This window comes from Wolbachia endosymbiont (group B) of Scrobipalpa ocellatella (assembly GCF_964188425.1).
GTDB lineage: Bacteria > Pseudomonadota > Alphaproteobacteria > Rickettsiales > Anaplasmataceae > Wolbachia.
The window spans coordinates 1,265,130-1,280,945 of the sequence record NZ_OZ077190.1 but is presented as its reverse complement, the minus strand read 5'-3'; the positions used below and the strand labels follow the sequence as shown (position 1 = coordinate 1,280,945).

Here is a 15,816-nt window from a genome sequence, read left to right as displayed (position 1 = left end):
TGACTTTATGAATATCGTCCTCTAAACTGCCGTTACCAAGATTCGAACTTGGGACCTCGTCATTACCAATGACGTACTCTACCACCTGAGCTACAACGGCAAGTTCACGTATTATGATAATGAATAACATGAAAAAAAATAAGGAAAAAGAAGAAGAGAGAAAAAGATTGGCAAAAGCTTTAAAGCAAAATATTCTAAAAAGAAAAAAACAGCAACAGAGTAGACAAAGCAGACCCCTTCCAAAATTTGTTTGTGGTGAGGAATTTTTAGGAGAAAGCGCTGCAGAATACCCAAACGTATTTGAGGAAGCTTTAACAACAAAATTACCATCAGAAACTTAAGTTTTGAAGGAGGTATCATGCCAGAACTCCCAGAAGTGGAAGTCATCTCTAACTTCTTATTTGATAAAATCAAAAATAAGAAAATAAGCAATGTTACAGTCAATAATTGGAATTTGCGTGTACCAATAACGAAGAATATTGATGATTTGCTAAAGGGCAAAGTTATAAATGATATCAAGCGTAGAGGTAAATATATAATCTCGAATATAGATGCTAGTATGGCTGTAATCATACACCTCGGCATGAGCGGAAAGCTTATATATGCTGAAGATAATCAAGCACAGAACAAACATGATCATGTGATATTCTTATTTTCTGACAACACTTCACTAATCTTTAATGACCCAAGAAGGTTTGGATTAGTGATTGTTTTAAACAGAGAGCAAGAACTAAATTTTTTTAATAACCTAGGAATAGAACCCCTCACAGATGAATTTAATGGAAATTATTTACAGAAGTTGCTACAGAGCAGAAAAGCAAATATCAAATCAGTATTAATGAATAATAAGCTAATAGTTGGCGTAGGTAACATATATGCTTCTGAGAGCTTATTTAGAGCTCGCATATCACCACTTAGGCTAGCACAAGATTTAACATATATAGAGTGCGAAAAACTTGCTATCGAAATAAAAAATACTCTGAGTGATGCAATTGCTGCTGGTGGTTCAACACTGAAAGATTATGCACAGCCATCTGGATCTGCTGGATACTTTCAAAATAACTTTTACGTATATGGTAAAGTGCAAAAACCTTGCAGAATCTGCAACAATATCATAACACTTATACGACAAAATGGTCGTAGCACTTATTTTTGCAATGCATGTCAGAATTAAATTTTATTTTTGCATATGACACTCTTACCTGAAAAAGATCCTTTTGATTTGTTCTCAAAGTGGTATCAAGAAGTACTTAATTTTCCGTGTAAAGAGTCAACTGCAATGACGCTAGCAACGTGTAGCAAAGACTGCATTCCATCTGCAAGAGTGGTATTACTAAAGGAGTATAGTAAAGAAGGTTTTGTGTTCTTTACTAACGTAAACAGTAGAAAAGGAAAAGAATTGACTGAGAACCCCAAAGCTGCACTCGTATTTCATTGGACAGAATTTTCTAGACAAGTACGAATTGAAGGAGAAGTTAGGCTTCTAAGCGGCAAAAAGGCTGACGAATATTTCTCCTCTCGAGCACGCGATAGTCAAATTAGCGCGTGGTGCTCAAAACAATCAAGAGTTCTGAAAAATTGGCAAGATTTTGAGCAGGCTATAGAATTGAAAGAGAAAGAATTTCACAATACACAAGTTTCTCGTCCTGACTTTTGGGTGGGATTTTGCGTAATCCCAAAGGTAATTGAATTTTGGCAAGAAGGTGAATATAGGAGACACACTAGATTTAGATATACTCTTGTTGAGAAAAGCAATTGGAAAGTGGAACAATTATATCCCTAACGTTAGAGAAAGCTACTCTGCAGATCAAAAATAAAGATTTATTGTCATCCTGATCAAGTAACTTTTTATGGTTTAAAAACTTGTTGTATGTAATGTATTGTAATACTTACGCAAAATATTTTAGTGCATTCTCAAATATGAGCATTCCATCACCATATTTTGGCATAGCCACTCCTGAACGTTTACATTTTTCTTTTTCAAGAGGCCAGTTGTCCTGCTGAGTAAAAAATATTCCTCTCTCTGGGTGAGGCATTAAAGCTAAAACTCTACCACTTTTGTCTGACAAAGCTGCCAGGTCGTATATAGATCCGTTTGGATTGTAAGGAAATTGTAAATTTGCATAGTCACCATTTTCATCAACGTAACGCAGTGCAACGGAATTATTTTCAATCAATTGATTCAAAGTATCTTGATCCATAAAAAATTTGCCTTCCCCATGAGCAATAGGGAGATATAGTTCACTCAGGCCCCGTAGCCAAACAGAATTACTCTGCGGATTAACTCTCACTCTAATCCAACGACATTGGTAATTACCTATATCATTAGAGGTTAAAGCTAGATTAGAGAATTCTGGAACTAACTTTACTAATATCTGGCAACCATTACATATCCCTATAATAAGCTTATCCTGAGATAAGAAATTTTGAAATTCGTCTAACAAGTTGTTTTTTATACGCAAAGCAAACGCATTACCAGCACCAGTGTCATCACCATAGGAAAAACCTCCTGGAATTGCAAGTATATTGCTTAATTTCAGTTCACTTGGATTATCTATAATATCATTAATGTGAACGATTTTTACTTCAATATTATTAATACCAAGCTTTCTGCTACATTCCATAAATGCAAATGCAGTTTCTTTTTCGCAATTTAAGCCATAACCAGATAGGATTGTAATTTTCATGAATCAAAAAACTCAAACTTTCTTTTTACAAAATTTGCTATTAAATTCAAAGCAAATAGCATTAACAATAAAGCTATAATTGCAATGGCAGCAAGCTCAATAAATGCAATTTCAGGACTACTTGACCATATGTATATTTGTACAGGTAAAACAGTTGCCGGATCGAAGAAGGATGTAGGTGTATCAGCAATAAATGCTACCATGCCTATCATAAGTAAAGGGGAAGATTCGCCTAAAATCCTTGCAATTGCAAGCACTGCACCATGTATTATCCGTGGCAACGCAATCGGTAAAGAGTGATCCAATATCACCTTGATGTGAGGTGCACCTAGCGCAAACGCTGCATCTTTTATTGCAATAGGAACGTTTGTAAAGGCATTTTTTGTTGCAATAATAATATTAGGCAGCATCATAAATGAAAGAGTCATCCCGCCAACAAGCGGTGAAGAACGGGGTAAACCAAATATGCCCAAGTAGAGAGTCAGTCCTACCACACCAAATATTATCGAAGGCACTGCAGCAAGGTTATTCATGCTAATTTCTACAATACTGGTTATTAGCCTATTTCTAGGCATAAATTCATAAAGACAGATACCTGACATAATTCCTATTGGCAATGCCAACGCTAAGCATACTATAATTGTCATTAATGAACCGATAAATGCCCCTAAAATCCCTGCATTCTCAGGCTCACAAGAATCAGACTTAAGAAACAGAGACTTATTAAAAAATTTTCTTACTCTTCCCTTCTCTTTTAACCAATCAAGTAATTTAGCATAATGATCATTCAAATGTTTATATTTATTTATTGAATTAATTATACTTGACGCGGTAAACCAGATCTCATATTCACCACTATCTTTTACTTTCTTATGAAAAAATTTCTCTAGTTCTTTGTAAGAATTACGACTTAAAATTTCGTCACCGTCTTTAAAATCAGTTCCTTCAAACACCTTACGTAAAGAATTGTTGAGTAAGCCAATGGACTTATATCGTAAATCACCAGGATTATTAGTTAAAATAAGATCAGCATTTATTTCAACTGGTAATAAAATTTTCGTTACTGTTAAAGCACTGTAAGAGTTAACTAATATACTTAGTAATATACATATAGGACACCCAATTGAGACAATCAGTGCTGTAAAAGAGCAAAAGCATAAAATGTTGTTCTTTTTATTTTTTCTTTTTACACGAGCATGTACGCGCTTAGATTGAAGTAACTTAAGAAAGTTTTTCTTTATTATACCCATTTACTTTTCTTTACATGAGGATTTGAAAAGACTTTCCCCTTTTTCCAGTGCTTGAACTGAGATCTAACAGGCTTTGCCTGCAAATAATTTTTATATTTTCCATGAAAGCACAAACCAAAAGGAGAATCTGGATCCCAGTGTCAAACATTGGGATGACACCACAGCAGGAGGGAAAGTACAGTTGTGCGCCACACACTGGGATAATAAGAGAGAGTTTTGAGATGATACAATTGACATCACTCCCTATTGTATCTACTTAGATTTTTTTTTAACATAAGTAGTACGTTCTTTGATCCTTGCAGCTTTCCCAAATAGCTTGCACAGATAATATAATTTTGCTCTACGGACCTTTCCCTTTCTCATCACTTGTACTGAAATTAATGCAGGAGAGTAAACAAAAAATTGTGATACTATACTTTCTCCATGACTTACCTTTCTAACTGAAAAAGAAGAGTGTAATCCACGATTTCTTTTTGATATACATACGCCCTCAAATATCTGTATACGCTCACCCGTACTATCAACTACCTTAAAAGTGACCTTCAAATCATCGCCAGGACAAAAAGCTGGCATCTCTTTGGCTAACCTTTGTATTTGTTGTTCGTTAAATTTTTCAAGTAAGTTTGTCATTTATCATCTCCATTCAACAATTCAGGTCGACGTTCCTTTGTTCTAACATATGACTGTTCCCTTCTCCAATCACTTATTTTTCTGTGATTGCCAGACAACAGAACCTCAGGAACTTTGTACCTACTCCACTGCTCAGGTCTAGTATATTGAGGATATTCAAGCATACCACCACTATAACTAAAACTTTCTTCAGCAACGCTATCGAAATTATTTACTACACCTGGAAGAAGCCTAATACATGCATCAAGAACCACCATCGCAGCTGGCTCACCTCCCGAAAGTATATAATCTCCAATACTTAACTCATAAGGAGTATACACATCAATTACTCTTTGGTCAACACCTTCAAATCGACCACACAATATTGTTACATGAGGAATTTCTGTTAACTCCTTCGCAATTCTCTGATTAAATTTTGTACCAGATGGAGTCATATAAATAAATCTAGTATTTTTATGAGCAGAAAGCACATTATCAACTGCATTACCAATCACATCTGGGCGCATAACCATCCCTGCTCCACCTCCATATGGAACATCATCCACAGTTGAATGTTTATCTTTAGCAAAAGAACGAATATTTACTATTTCAAGATTCCATATTTTTTTTTCCAACGCTTTTCCGGCAAGAGAATAGTTCAAAAACCCGGGGAACATTTCTGGAAATATGGTTAATATTGTAACACTAAACGTCATTAGCAAATTTGTAGTAAACTAAGCAGCAATTTGATATTATCTTATAGTATACAGCTAAATTAATCATGTCACTGAATAAAACGATATACGAAGGTAAAGCCAAAGTCATTATTGAAACTGAAGACTCATCAACTGTTATACAGTACTTTAAAGATGATGTTACAGCATTCAATAAGGAAAAATATGAAATTATTGAGGGCAAAGGAATAATTAATAATCATGTTAGTGCTTTTATCATGGAAAAGCTTGAAGAAGCAGGAATTAGCACGCACTTTATAAAAGCTCTAAACGAAAGAGAACAGCTAGTCAAAAAGCTCAAGATAATACCTCTTGAGGTAGTGGTTAGAAATATTGCAGCTGGCAGCTTTTGCAAACGTTTTAATATCAAAGAAGGTGAGGCACTTACATCTCCTATAATCGAGTTTTTTTACAAAAATGATGACCTAGCTGACCCAATGGTGAATGAAAATCACATACTATATTTTGGTTGGTTATCCCATAAAGAAATGGAAGAAGTTAAAACTACAACTTTAAAGATCAACAAAATCTTAGTCGACCTATTTTCAAATGCAAATATATATTTAGTTGATCTCAAGTTAGAATTTGGCAAATTGATAAACAACAGCACTAAAATCATTTTAGCCGATGAAATCAGCCCTGATAATTGTAGGCTATGGGATAAAAATACTCATAAAAAGCTAGACAAAGATGTTTTCCGTTTAAATCTAGGAAACTTAAAGGAAGCATACTCAGAAGTTGCAAAAAGACTGTCGGTAAAGTTAGACTAACTAAATACTACTCTATCAAGTGGAGGCTGACATGCTTCATCAAGTTTTCCAATAATCTCAATTTTTTCTCCACGCTTTTGGAAATGGCTTTCCACATCCTTCATATTATCGGGATCTACAATCAGTACTATACCTATGCCGCAATTAAATGTTTTTAACATTTCTCTCTTTTCTATTTTACCTTCTTCTTTCAGCCATAAAAATATATCTGGCCATTTCCAAGAATTAATATTTATGTCTACAAATAAATTTCCTGAGAGAATTCTTGGAATATTGTCTATTAACCCGCCACCTGTTATATGCGCAATGCCTTTTACCTTTGGCATAATAGGCAACAAAGAATCAACATATATCTTTGTTGGCTTAAGTAATATTTCACCCCAAGATTTATTATTCCATGGAGATATATCATTATAATTTATACCTAAGCTTTTAAAAATATGGCGCACCAAAGAAAATCCATTTGAGTGAATTCCATTTGATTCTAAACCAACTACACAGTCACCTGCTTTCATTATACTACAATTTGGAAGAATTTGCTTTCGATCAACAACACCAACCACAAACCCTGCAAGGTCATAGTGATTGTTACCATACATTCCAGGCATTTCTGCAGTTTCTCCACCAACTAATGCTATTTTAGATTCCTTGCACCCTTCTGCAATGCCCTGGATTACAGACAATAAAACGTTTTTGTTTAAAACGCCTGTTGCAAAGTAATCAAGGAAAAATAAAGGTGTTGCTCCTTGTGCAAGTAAATCATTTACACACATTGCAACTAAGTCTATACCTATAGTATCATGCTTATTCACCTCTTGAGCTATTAATAGTTTTGTGCCCACTCCATCAGTTGAGGAAACAAGTACTGGATGGTCGTATTTCTTACTCAGCGAAGAAAAGTCAAACAATGCGGAAAATGATCCTACTTCACTAATTACTTCTTCTCCTTTAGTCTTTTCAATAATAGGTTTAACTTTTTTTATTAGTTCATTATATAGTTTAAGGTCTATTCCAGATTTAGCATAAGTATTCATAACGCCTTCACAAATCTTATAATTATTAATACTACATTAATGCTTTGACACAAAAAGCGCAACGAAACTTTCTCTTAAATTGACTACTACATGCCTACCAATATAGGGTTAACTTAAATCATTTATACTTTTATCCAATGAATAAAAACATAATGTTAATAACAGAGTGCCTATCAGGACGAATTCTTCATGATTTTGCTAGTTCTATGCAAGGAATAGTGGGTGGATTGGAAGAGCTTGAAGAAAACAACCCTAATATGCAAAACGAAGCATTGTCATTGCTTAAAGAAAGCTCCGATGATTTAATATATAAATATAAAGTTATGAAGCAAGCGTATTCTCATTCATCAGATAATTGCAGCTTTGTTAAGACTAAATCCAATATAGAAAATTATTTATTAAAAAAAAAGTAAAGCTTCAGTGGAGAGTAAGTGAATGTCCTACAGAAAACTTAATTGAAAAAATAAATAAGATAATTTCCAATATGGTGATAACTATAATCAGTGCAGTGGCACAAATTGAATTAGTGTCTATTTTACTGACTAAAACAGAAGATAAAACACTACTCACTATAAAAGTAGTAAATGAACATAAATCAATAAGTACATTATTAGTGAGCAAATTAACAAAAAAAAATGATATTCGTTTGGATACAAAAGACATTATTATCTATATGACTTCTTTACTGTTAGAACAGTATAACACTAAAATCAATTGCACTTGTGAAAGTAATTCACTGAATATAGGCTTAACTATAACTTGAGATGGCTTCATATTTCATAAAAGGGAATCGATACTATAAATTTGAATCTTGGATAAGGAAAGGAAAAATTTTGTGGAGTAACTTAGACATAAAATCTGTAGTTAATTTCTTTGCAGGGAGTGTTAAATAAACTGTGTCAAACCGAGAAGTAAAAATAAAATAGAAACAAAAAATGGAGGTTTGACACAGTTTATTTAACACTCCCCTTTTTCCTGCAGTAATGAATTATTATGAAGCTTGCATTTTCTGTCGCTTACTACTGGGATAGCTTAACAGTTGCAGTACATGTCTATCAATGATAAAATGAAGATCAGTTTATTTTGATACTATGATTAGGGTACTCTTTGTTGCACTATTATTTTTTTGTGGTGGTTATGCACTTGCAAAACAGGAACCAAGACCAATAGCTGGTGATAACCACATAAAGGTAATGAATTATAATCCACAGGCTATACATAAGTACACGGGCTTTTATGGTTATCAATCCAGCATATTGTTTGAGCCAGGGGAGGTAATAGAGAGTCTTTCAATGGGTGATGCAACCGGTTGGCAACTCCTTCCTCAAGGTAATAGATTATTTATTAAGCCTATAGATGATATTGCCGATACTAATGCAACTATAATTACCAACAAAAGAGTTTATTATTTCGAGTTTCATGCTGAAGAAGCAAACGGGCTAGATGATCCAAGGTTAGCATATGAAGTAAGGTTTCTTTATCCACTGTTCAACAGTGATGAAATTTATTCAACGAGTAACGGTGATATTCTAGAGCAAGCTAGTCATACCACTATCCCTGATATAAGTGATATTGAGGTTATAAAGAAAGGCTTGAATTTTAACTATTCCATCTCGCACGTTAAAGGCAGTCAATCAATAATACCAATTAAGGTTTTTGATGACGGAAAATTTACATATCTACAATTTAATAAAATAAACTCTGATTTCCCGGCAGTTTTTATGGTTGATTCTGCAGGATATGAATCCTTGATAAATTTTCGTACAGTTGATGACTACCTGATAATTGAAAGAGTAAGCTCGGTATTTACCTTAAGAAACGGATCAAGCACAGTCTGCCTGTTTAATGAAAACATACCTTTCAAAAAAGGTAAGTGATTAAAGGCTATAGTATTCTTATAGGTGCAAAATTCTTTCTATGGTGCTTCGTAATTCCATGAAGGCCAATAGCGCTGAGGTGTTCTTTTGTTCCATATCCCTTATTTTTATACCAATTATATTGAGGATGTTTATTATGCAATTCTTCCATAAGCCGATCTCTTGTAACTTTTGCAACGATTGAAGCGGCTGCAATTGATATACTTAAACTATCACCATTCACTATAGATTTTACTTGCCATTTTACTTCAGGTGGTTGATTACCATCAACTAGCACATAATCTAGTTCTAGATTCAAGTTTGCCAACGCACGTTTCATTGAAAGCTTTGTTGCTTGCAAAATATTGTATGAGTTTATTTCTTCTACGCTTGCCATTCCTATACCAAATTTTGCAACAGACGTTATTTTTTCGTATAGAACTTGCCTACACTTAGGGGTTAGCTTTTTTGAGTCGTTTATTCCATCAATAACCGTATCTCTATCAGTAAATATTACAGCTGCAGATATCACTGGACCGGCAAGCGGACCTCTTCCTACTTCATCTACTCCTGCTATAATTCCTGATAATGTATTTTCTAATGAAAAGTCTGGATATTTCATAATTCCTATAATAAGAAAGTTAAAGCAAAAATCGAACAAACGATAGAAATTATCCAAAATTTTATAACTATTGTATTTTCTGACCACCCTTTCTTTTCAAAGTGATGATGTATTGGTGTCATAAGGAAAATTCTTCTTCCTGCTCCATATCTAAATTTTGTATATTTAAAATATGATACCTGAATAATCACAGATAAAGTCTCTATTACAAAGATTATTCCAATAACGGCAAAAAGCATTTCTTTTTTAATTAGAACACTAGTGAGTCCTAAAGCTGCACCGATTGATAGGCTTCCAACATCACCCATAAATATTTTTGCTGGATGTGTGTTAAACCACAAGAAACTTAAAATAGCTCCTATAAATGCAATGCAGAATAAAGTAATGTTTACATCTGTCTGAGTGATGTATGCAATTAGCCCCAAAAAAGCAAAGGAAGTAATGGCTTGAGTTGCAGCAAGGCCATCTAGGCCATCTGTAAGATTCACAGCATTAGAAGAGCCGACAATTACAAATGCAGCAAACGGAAGATATAGATAGCCAAGGTCGATTGCTACTTCTCTAAATAGAGAAATTTTTGTAAAACCTTCAGCAGATTGTAGCTTAAGTATAAACATACAGACCAGAGTAACGACAAACTGAATAAGTATTTTGGTTTTTGCACTTAAACCTCGGTGGTGATTTGTCTTCAATTTTAAATAGTCATCAATAAATCCAAGTAGAGCAAAAAATAGAGTTATAAATACCAGCAATGAAATTTCTGGTGTTAATTGAGTCCAAAGCAGGATTGGTAATAAAGCAGAAGTTAGTATTATTATTCCACCCATAGGTGGTATATTCTTTTTTGTTATTAAATGACTTTCTGGTCCATATGATCTGATTGGTTGTCCATCTTTACTTATCTTTTTTAGAAGTTTTATAAAATAGGGAAAGAGAATAAACCCAAAAATAAATGAGATAAAAAACGTCTTTGTAGATGAGATCACCTGCCTATTCAAAATTAACTAGATATTATACCAAAAGCTTTACCTAATCTCAATTTATACCTTTTTATCAGCTCATTTTATTTGGAGTAAATTTAGTTATTGATTAGCTATAGCAAAGTTTACATACTGATATTTAGTTAATGGTAAGAGGTAGCATATGTTAGATTATATTAAAAAGCTTTTGTGGGCTACTACAGTACCTGATAATGAGAGTAGAGTTAAAAGTTCTTACATGCATATAGTAGAGAAACCTTCTTTTGGTGATGCAGCTTCAAAGTTGAGTAAGGAAGAAAGGTCAGAAGAGCATCTTGTTCTTCTAAAAGGTAAAGGCAATAGCTCTGGTACAACTGTAACAGAAGGATCGTCTAGTATTCAGAATGCAGTATCAGGCAAGAACAAGCGTGAATATATTAAATTAGACAGTGATGAAGAATTGGATAAATTCTTTAAGTTACAGAATGATCCAGACACTAATACTACAAACAAAGAACCTTTTTCTCCGAAGAAAGGAGAATCTCACTATCATGGTAAAGAGATTGTAGGCAAGATTGCTGACCAAATTAAGGCAGAGATATCGAAGGTATATACCATAGAGTCCATAATGATAAAAGAAGGCAAAAGGGAAGGTAATATTGTTTACCCCACCGTGAGAGTTGTGCTACATGCCAATAAAGAAGGAGTAGATATAGCTAAACTTCTAGGCGGTAGTATATGTAAAGAGTATGGTGTAAGAACAATTACATTTTGTCATCCTAATCAAGAAAAAAAGAGAGGGGCATGTTGCTATATTAATAATGATAGTGATAATGAGGAAAGAGTTTATGAAATAATTAGTGGGTTATATGAAATGACTTTAAAGTGGTATGTTGATGGAAGAGAATGCAAAATTAAAGTTAACATTGATGGTAATAATGGTGTAACTCTCCTTGAAGGCAACGGTGTTACTGCAGAGCAGTTGCGTGCAAATAAAGAAGTCAAAATAGGTAAGAGACGTGAACCAAAATCTTTATATGAAGCGTTAGTACCGCAATTGCAACAAAAGAGCTCTGAATCAGTCAAGGTTTTACAGCAGCCTTCAACAGATGTAACAAATGTGACAACAACACCAACTTCTACTTCTCAGAGATGTAGGTATCCTCTTATCTAAATAAGGAAAAGCGAAAATAGTATGAGTTGCTTGCAAATGTAAGTAACTTGTACTTCTATGATGAATAACACAATATTACCAAGAAATTTCTATGAACGGCCAACTTTAACCGTAGCTGGGGAGCTGCTAGGCAAGATGCTGAAATTTTCTAATTTTAGTGGAATAATAACTGAAGTTGAAGCGTATATAGGAATGGATGACCCAGCTTGTCATGCAGCAAGAGGCTATACTAATCGAACCTCAGTAATGTTTGGTACGCCAGGGTTTTCGTACGTATATTTTATATATGGAATGTACTATTGTCTAAATATTGTAACAGAAGCAGAAGGATTCCCAGCAGCAGTGTTAATACGAGGATTAAAGCTCACTGAACCGCTTGAAGCAAATTTAGGCGGGCCAGGCATACTGTGCAAAAAATTAAACATTACAAAAGAACATAATAAACAAGACCTTACTATAAGTCATGAATTTTGTCTCTATGAATATCACCTCAAACCAGATTATGTGTGCACTCCAAGAATCGGAATTAGTAAAGGCAAGGAGAAATTTTGGCGATTTAAAAGTTGCGTTTTAGCAGACATGCCTAAAATCACACTCAACAATAAATATTAGACCTCCTGCATAAACTAGATAAAAAGGCAAATAGCCTTTTATGTTTACCAACAATAGACTTCTTGGATAACCTAAGGATATTTTTTGATCTTCTATGGGGGAGTTGAACATTCCCTTTTTATAAAACTTTTGCATACTCCTATTTAACTTTAATAGCTCTTTATCTTCCTGAAATCTGGATGTTTTATCAATGCATCTTCTATTCAGCCGTTAGCAAGAACTTTCACTTATTTCATAGCTTTGCACTATATGGAAATATGTACGGTATTTACACAAATATTCGAGTGCTATTAATAAATATATTTGGTTTTCCTCCTCTTGCCTTTTTCTTGGCCTCTTCCTCTATTAAAATTTCTATTATTTTTCCAATGTTTTTCTTTTTACTCCTCTTAGTCTTCGAAGCTTCTCTTCATCAAGTTTACTTATCTGCTCAAAATTTATACCTTCCCTAATATTGCTTCTACTACTTGTTTCTTAAGTTATCCAAGAAGTCTATTGTCTGTTCAGATACGAGGTAGCTGCTGCCATTTGAAATATTTTATTCACCTAAAATTACATTCTACCTATTTTAAAAGTAGTTTAAAAAAACTTTATAGACTGCATACAAAAGACCTAACATCTTTAGCAATGCCTTCATAAATCCTTACTAAATCCTCACTTAGTATTGAAGGATTTCCACAATCAGAAGCACTACATATTTGCGGATCTAGAGGAACTCTGCTCAAGAGTTTGACTCCCAGCTCTTCAGACATTTTTTTTGCACCACCTTTTCCAAATATGTGTATTTTTGAATTATCTTGAACAAAATAGCTCATATTTTCCACAATGCCGATAATTGGCACGCTGAGCTTTGTGAACATATCATAAATTTTTTGTGCATCGATTAAAGCAAGCTCCTGTGGAGTTGAAACTATTATTGCTCCAGTTAAACTAAAATTCTCCATCAGACTTAAATGTACATCGCCAGTGCCAGGCGGTGTATCAATGATTAAATATTCTATATCAGACCACCTTGTTCCCATTAGCAAATTGTAAAGTGCTTTTGTGATCATAGGTCCACGCCATATTACTGCGCGGTCCTTATCAATAAAATAGCCAATTGAAATAGTATAGAGACCATGTTTCTCTATAGGCATTGCTTTACCACTCTGTATTTCTGGTTTTAATTTCTCAGTGCCCAACATTTTAGGAATCGAAGGACCATATATATCTGCATCAACTAGCGCAACTTTATGTTTTAATTCTGCTAACGAAAGAGCTAGATTTAGTGCAACTGTCGACTTACCCACACCTCCTTTACCGGAAGCAACGACAATTATATTTTTCACTCCTTCGATATGAAGTTTAGCTTTTTGTTGCCTAGCTTGTTTTTGACCAGTAGCAACTACAGTAACCTTTCCTACTCCCGGTATCGCCTTAACAGCTTGCTCACAATTTTTTCTTAATTCTTCATTTGGCTCAGTAACTTCAAGAGCAAAAGCAACATCTTTACCCTTAATAACAATTGAGGATACTACACCAACATTCTTACCACTTTTCTTCTCTATAACCTTTTTTAGGCTCTCTCTTACGATTTCCTCATTAACCTGTGTAAAATTTTTCCAGAACATATGATGAAATTTTTTCTATTGGTGTATACTAACATAGAATAATTAAACTGCACTGACTTTAAAACGAGGTTACAAGAATATGCTAAATCATCAAAATTTAACACGAAAACAAAAAGATTTGTATTTTTAGCTAAAAAGATCTATATGGAATGGAAGGAGCATCAGCGATATCTTGGAAGCAGTTTCAGGAAATGATTTACTAAAGTTCTTATCACTTGATATACTACACAATTTCCAAGAGGTGGGGAACGCACTTTAACACTACTTAGCCTAGCTATACATAGAGACAATAATGAATGTGTTAATTCTATTTAGAACAAGCTCAAAACAATGGTATACTACAAGATATTCTTACTGCTCCAAATATTATAAACTATCAAAATGGTTTGATGTACACCTTAACATCGCTTGGCTTTGCCATACATCATAATAAGGGAAGGTATATTAATGTTATTTTAACAACAGCCCAAGAAAATGGTATATTACAAGATATTCTTTCTTCTAGAAATATTGTACAGTATTTAAGTATTATAGCGTGTACTTTAACGCCACTTAACTTTGCTATATATAAAGGCAATAACGAATGTATCAATTCTATTTTAATACGAGTTCAAAACAGTGATACACTACGAAATATCTTTACTTCTAAAGATATTGTGCAGTTTCCAGGCGTGACGTATGTCATTAAACCATTTGCCTTTGCTATATATAAAGGTAATAATGAATGTGTCAATTCTACTTTAATACGAGCTAAAAATAGTAGCATGCTACAAGATGCATTTACTGAAGTAAGTACTGTACTGTTTCCATATGGTAGATATACTTTGAATGCTTGTGAGCTAGCTGTAGTTGTTAATGAGAACAATGCTAGTATTAGGACTGCATTAGATAATGTATCTATTTCTTCTAGGTATGTTAGAGAAAATAGCAAAGTTAATTAATTTCTTAAGTAACTCTTTCTTGCAAGTACTACTTTTTTATGTATCTGTTCAGGCAATGGCGTTAACTTAAGAGAATGAATTAGCAAGCTCTCCTAAAGACATTATGGCGTTTAGGCTTATCTACTTTATTGCGGCTATACAATCTTCACGTTAACTTTAGTGCGTATTTTAAAAAGGGCTTGAAAGTTTTTTGGTGCTAATAAGCACCTGATAAAGTTTCTGTCTCATTACACCAAATAAAACTGAAAAATTTAAACGATACTCAGCAATTTGATCTGGGTTCCAAGGCTCTTGTGCATTACACATATGAAGTATTGCACATGACCAAGTTTGCACAAAATTCTTGTTTCTAAATTTATCCCAGAAAAATTCTCTAATTCTGCTTCTACTTTGAGTCGTTTATAGCACTCCTCTATGTGACACTTAATAGATAAGCTTTACTGATATCTTCTTTATTGAAATAAAATAGAAACCAAAGGTCCTATTTTTTACAGTATTTTATTCCTTAACATCTTTTCTTAAGTTGACGCTATTGGGCTTTGTTGCATCGCTATCTACGATGAATAAAAGATAAAATGTAGAATATCAGTAGCTTATTATTCTAGCATTTATAGTAAGGACAATCAGTAAATATCTAAATTTAAGTAAAAGAAGTTTTACTATCATTCACTAATCTAGCTAGAATTCAAGAATTTCAATGCTTTAGCTATTTTAAGTAGAATTAAATTTACTAGTACAAACAATAAATTACTATTCTTAAATTTAATCAGATAGATTGCAAAAAATAAGATTTTCAATAAGCTGCTTGTATAGTTAGCCTTTCATAGATAGTGATGCAACAAAGCCCGCTGGAATCTAGTTCATATTATATATTTATCTGATAAGTTCCATGTATGTGTAATTTATTTAAATTGACTTCTTATCATATAATTAAATACATTATTGAAAATTAAAGGTA

18 protein-coding genes, 1 tRNA gene and 1 pseudogene are annotated in these 15,816 nt (G+C 33.6%); 10 read left to right on the top strand and 10 right to left on the bottom strand.

Features of this window, described 5'->3' with window-relative positions:
* Positions 1-27: 27 nt before the first annotated feature.
* Positions 28-100 (bottom strand) — tRNA-Thr (locus AB3210_RS06050).
* A gap of 19 nt (positions 101-119) precedes the next feature.
* Between AB3210_RS06050 and AB3210_RS06045 the strand changes: the two genes are divergently transcribed.
* From AB3210_RS06045 to pdxH, 3 genes are read left to right on the top strand one after another with little or no spacing between them, the layout of a single operon-like run.
* Complete coding sequence (locus AB3210_RS06045) at positions 120-341, top strand: hypothetical protein (protein ID WP_230609012.1); 222 nt, start codon at positions 120-122, stop codon at positions 339-341.
* Between the two features lie 17 nt (positions 342-358).
* Positions 359-1,174: a bifunctional DNA-formamidopyrimidine glycosylase/DNA-(apurinic or apyrimidinic site) lyase gene (mutM, locus tag AB3210_RS06040; protein WP_019236864.1), complete on the top strand. Its 816-nt coding sequence runs from the start codon at positions 359-361 to the stop codon at positions 1,172-1,174.
* Positions 1,175-1,189: 15 nt separating this feature from the next.
* Positions 1,190-1,783 (top strand): pyridoxamine 5'-phosphate oxidase, encoded by a 594-nt coding sequence (gene pdxH / locus AB3210_RS06035; RefSeq protein WP_006014087.1) that lies wholly within the window; start codon positions 1,190-1,192, stop codon positions 1,781-1,783.
* Positions 1,784-1,889: 106 nt separating this feature from the next.
* Here pdxH and AB3210_RS06030 read toward each other — a convergent pair whose 3' ends face one another.
* The 4 genes from AB3210_RS06030 to trmD form a co-directional block, all read right to left on the bottom strand.
* On the bottom strand, positions 1,890-2,687 hold the full coding sequence (locus AB3210_RS06030) for a phosphoribosylformylglycinamidine synthase subunit PurQ (RefSeq protein WP_019236865.1): 798 nt from the start codon (positions 2,685-2,687) through the stop codon (positions 1,890-1,892).
* Positions 2,684-3,937 (bottom strand): PstA family ABC transporter permease, encoded by a 1,254-nt coding sequence (locus AB3210_RS06025; protein ID WP_007302279.1) that lies wholly within the window; start codon positions 3,935-3,937, stop codon positions 2,684-2,686. The genes AB3210_RS06030 and AB3210_RS06025 overlap by 4 nt, the downstream gene beginning before the upstream one ends.
* A 252-nt stretch (positions 3,938-4,189) precedes the next feature.
* Positions 4,190-4,567 (bottom strand): 50S ribosomal protein L19, encoded by a 378-nt coding sequence (gene rplS, locus AB3210_RS06020; RefSeq protein ID WP_007302278.1) that lies wholly within the window; start codon positions 4,565-4,567, stop codon positions 4,190-4,192.
* Positions 4,564-5,262: a tRNA (guanosine(37)-N1)-methyltransferase TrmD gene (trmD, locus tag AB3210_RS06015; RefSeq protein WP_096097154.1), complete on the bottom strand. Its 699-nt coding sequence runs from the start codon at positions 5,260-5,262 to the stop codon at positions 4,564-4,566. The genes rplS and trmD overlap by 4 nt, the downstream gene beginning before the upstream one ends.
* Positions 5,263-5,327: 65 nt before the next feature.
* On the opposite strand from trmD, the gene purC reads away from it, so the two are divergent.
* Positions 5,328-6,050 (top strand): phosphoribosylaminoimidazolesuccinocarboxamide synthase, encoded by a 723-nt coding sequence (gene purC, locus AB3210_RS06010; protein WP_052264678.1) that lies wholly within the window; start codon positions 5,328-5,330, stop codon positions 6,048-6,050.
* Here purC and purM read toward each other — a convergent pair.
* A complete protein-coding gene (gene purM, locus AB3210_RS06005; RefSeq protein WP_019236866.1) occupies positions 6,047-7,084 on the bottom strand; it encodes a phosphoribosylformylglycinamidine cyclo-ligase in 1,038 nt (345 codons plus the stop codon). The two genes, purC and purM, sit on opposite strands and share 4 nt — an antisense overlap.
* Before the next feature lie 137 nt (positions 7,085-7,221).
* Here purM and AB3210_RS06000 point away from each other — a divergent pair, with 137 nt between their 5' ends.
* From AB3210_RS06000 to virB9, 3 genes are all read left to right on the top strand, one after another.
* Entirely contained in the window at positions 7,222-7,497 is a 276-nt protein-coding gene (locus AB3210_RS06000; protein ID WP_012481935.1) for a hypothetical protein, read from the top strand.
* On the top strand, positions 7,482-7,847 hold the full coding sequence (locus tag AB3210_RS05995; protein ID WP_125855783.1) for a histidine phosphotransferase family protein: 366 nt from the start codon (positions 7,482-7,484) through the stop codon (positions 7,845-7,847). Before AB3210_RS06000 ends, AB3210_RS05995 begins: the two co-directional genes overlap by 16 nt.
* A gap of 328 nt (positions 7,848-8,175) precedes the next feature.
* Complete coding sequence (virB9, locus tag AB3210_RS05990) at positions 8,176-8,961, top strand: P-type conjugative transfer protein VirB9 (protein WP_007302273.1); 786 nt, start codon at positions 8,176-8,178, stop codon at positions 8,959-8,961.
* Positions 8,962-8,968: 7 nt separating this feature from the next.
* On the opposite strand, the gene AB3210_RS05985 is transcribed toward virB9, so the two are convergent.
* Together AB3210_RS05985 and mraY are read right to left on the bottom strand one after the other, a co-directional pair.
* Positions 8,969-9,562 (bottom strand): ribonuclease HII, encoded by a 594-nt coding sequence (locus AB3210_RS05985; protein WP_007302272.1) that lies wholly within the window; start codon positions 9,560-9,562, stop codon positions 8,969-8,971.
* 5 nt (positions 9,563-9,567) lie between these two features.
* Positions 9,568-10,548, bottom strand: coding sequence for a phospho-N-acetylmuramoyl-pentapeptide-transferase (gene mraY, locus AB3210_RS05980; protein ID WP_052264679.1), 981 nt, complete (start codon positions 10,546-10,548; stop codon positions 9,568-9,570).
* A gap of 157 nt (positions 10,549-10,705) precedes the next feature.
* On the opposite strand from mraY, the gene AB3210_RS05975 reads away from it, so the two are divergent.
* A complete protein-coding gene (locus AB3210_RS05975; RefSeq protein ID WP_052264677.1) occupies positions 10,706-11,695 on the top strand; it encodes a hypothetical protein in 990 nt (329 codons plus the stop codon).
* Between the two features lie 60 nt (positions 11,696-11,755).
* Complete coding sequence (locus tag AB3210_RS05970; protein WP_012481934.1) at positions 11,756-12,307, top strand: DNA-3-methyladenine glycosylase; 552 nt, start codon at positions 11,756-11,758, stop codon at positions 12,305-12,307.
* 590 nt (positions 12,308-12,897) lie between these two features.
* Here the strand turns inward: AB3210_RS05970 and AB3210_RS05960 are convergent.
* On the bottom strand, positions 12,898-13,917 hold the full coding sequence (locus tag AB3210_RS05960; protein ID WP_019236868.1) for an Mrp/NBP35 family ATP-binding protein: 1,020 nt from the start codon (positions 13,915-13,917) through the stop codon (positions 12,898-12,900).
* A gap of 389 nt (positions 13,918-14,306) precedes the next feature.
* On the opposite strand from AB3210_RS05960, the gene AB3210_RS05955 reads away from it, so the two are divergent.
* A complete protein-coding gene (locus AB3210_RS05955; RefSeq protein ID WP_052264676.1) occupies positions 14,307-14,858 on the top strand; it encodes a hypothetical protein in 552 nt (183 codons plus the stop codon).
* Positions 14,859-14,937: 79 nt separating this feature from the next.
* Here the strand turns inward: AB3210_RS05955 and AB3210_RS05950 are convergent.
* A pseudogene (locus tag AB3210_RS05950) lies at positions 14,938-15,318 on the bottom strand (IS4 family transposase); the annotation flags it as partial.
* Positions 15,319-15,816 lie beyond the last annotated feature (498 nt).

Coding starts and splice junctions, on each gene's coding strand:
- AB3210_RS06045 (WP_230609012.1), top strand. CDS start 120: ATGAATAACATGAAAAAAAATAAGGAAAAAGAAGAAGAGAGAAAAAGA.
- mutM (WP_019236864.1), top strand. CDS start 359: ATGCCAGAACTCCCAGAAGTGGAAGTCATCTCTAACTTCTTATTTGAT.
- pdxH (WP_006014087.1), top strand. CDS start 1,190: ATGACACTCTTACCTGAAAAAGATCCTTTTGATTTGTTCTCAAAGTGG.
- AB3210_RS06030 (WP_019236865.1), bottom strand. CDS start 2,687: ATGAAAATTACAATCCTATCTGGTTATGGCTTAAATTGCGAAAAAGAA.
- AB3210_RS06025 (WP_007302279.1), bottom strand. CDS start 3,937: ATGGGTATAATAAAGAAAAACTTTCTTAAGTTACTTCAATCTAAGCGC.
- rplS (WP_007302278.1), bottom strand. CDS start 4,567: ATGACAAACTTACTTGAAAAATTTAACGAACAACAAATACAAAGGTTA.
- trmD (WP_096097154.1), bottom strand. CDS start 5,262: ATGACGTTTAGTGTTACAATATTAACCATATTTCCAGAAATGTTCCCC.
- purC (WP_052264678.1), top strand. CDS start 5,328: ATGTCACTGAATAAAACGATATACGAAGGTAAAGCCAAAGTCATTATT.
- purM (WP_019236866.1), bottom strand. CDS start 7,084: ATGAATACTTATGCTAAATCTGGAATAGACCTTAAACTATATAATGAA.
- AB3210_RS06000 (WP_012481935.1), top strand. CDS start 7,222: ATGAATAAAAACATAATGTTAATAACAGAGTGCCTATCAGGACGAATT.
- virB9 (WP_007302273.1), top strand. CDS start 8,176: ATGATTAGGGTACTCTTTGTTGCACTATTATTTTTTTGTGGTGGTTAT.
- AB3210_RS05985 (WP_007302272.1), bottom strand. CDS start 9,562: ATGAAATATCCAGACTTTTCATTAGAAAATACATTATCAGGAATTATA.
- AB3210_RS05975 (WP_052264677.1), top strand. CDS start 10,706: ATGTTAGATTATATTAAAAAGCTTTTGTGGGCTACTACAGTACCTGAT.
- AB3210_RS05970 (WP_012481934.1), top strand. CDS start 11,756: ATGAATAACACAATATTACCAAGAAATTTCTATGAACGGCCAACTTTA.
- AB3210_RS05960 (WP_019236868.1), bottom strand. CDS start 13,917: ATGTTCTGGAAAAATTTTACACAGGTTAATGAGGAAATCGTAAGAGAG.
- AB3210_RS05955 (WP_052264676.1), top strand. CDS start 14,307: ATGTACACCTTAACATCGCTTGGCTTTGCCATACATCATAATAAGGGA.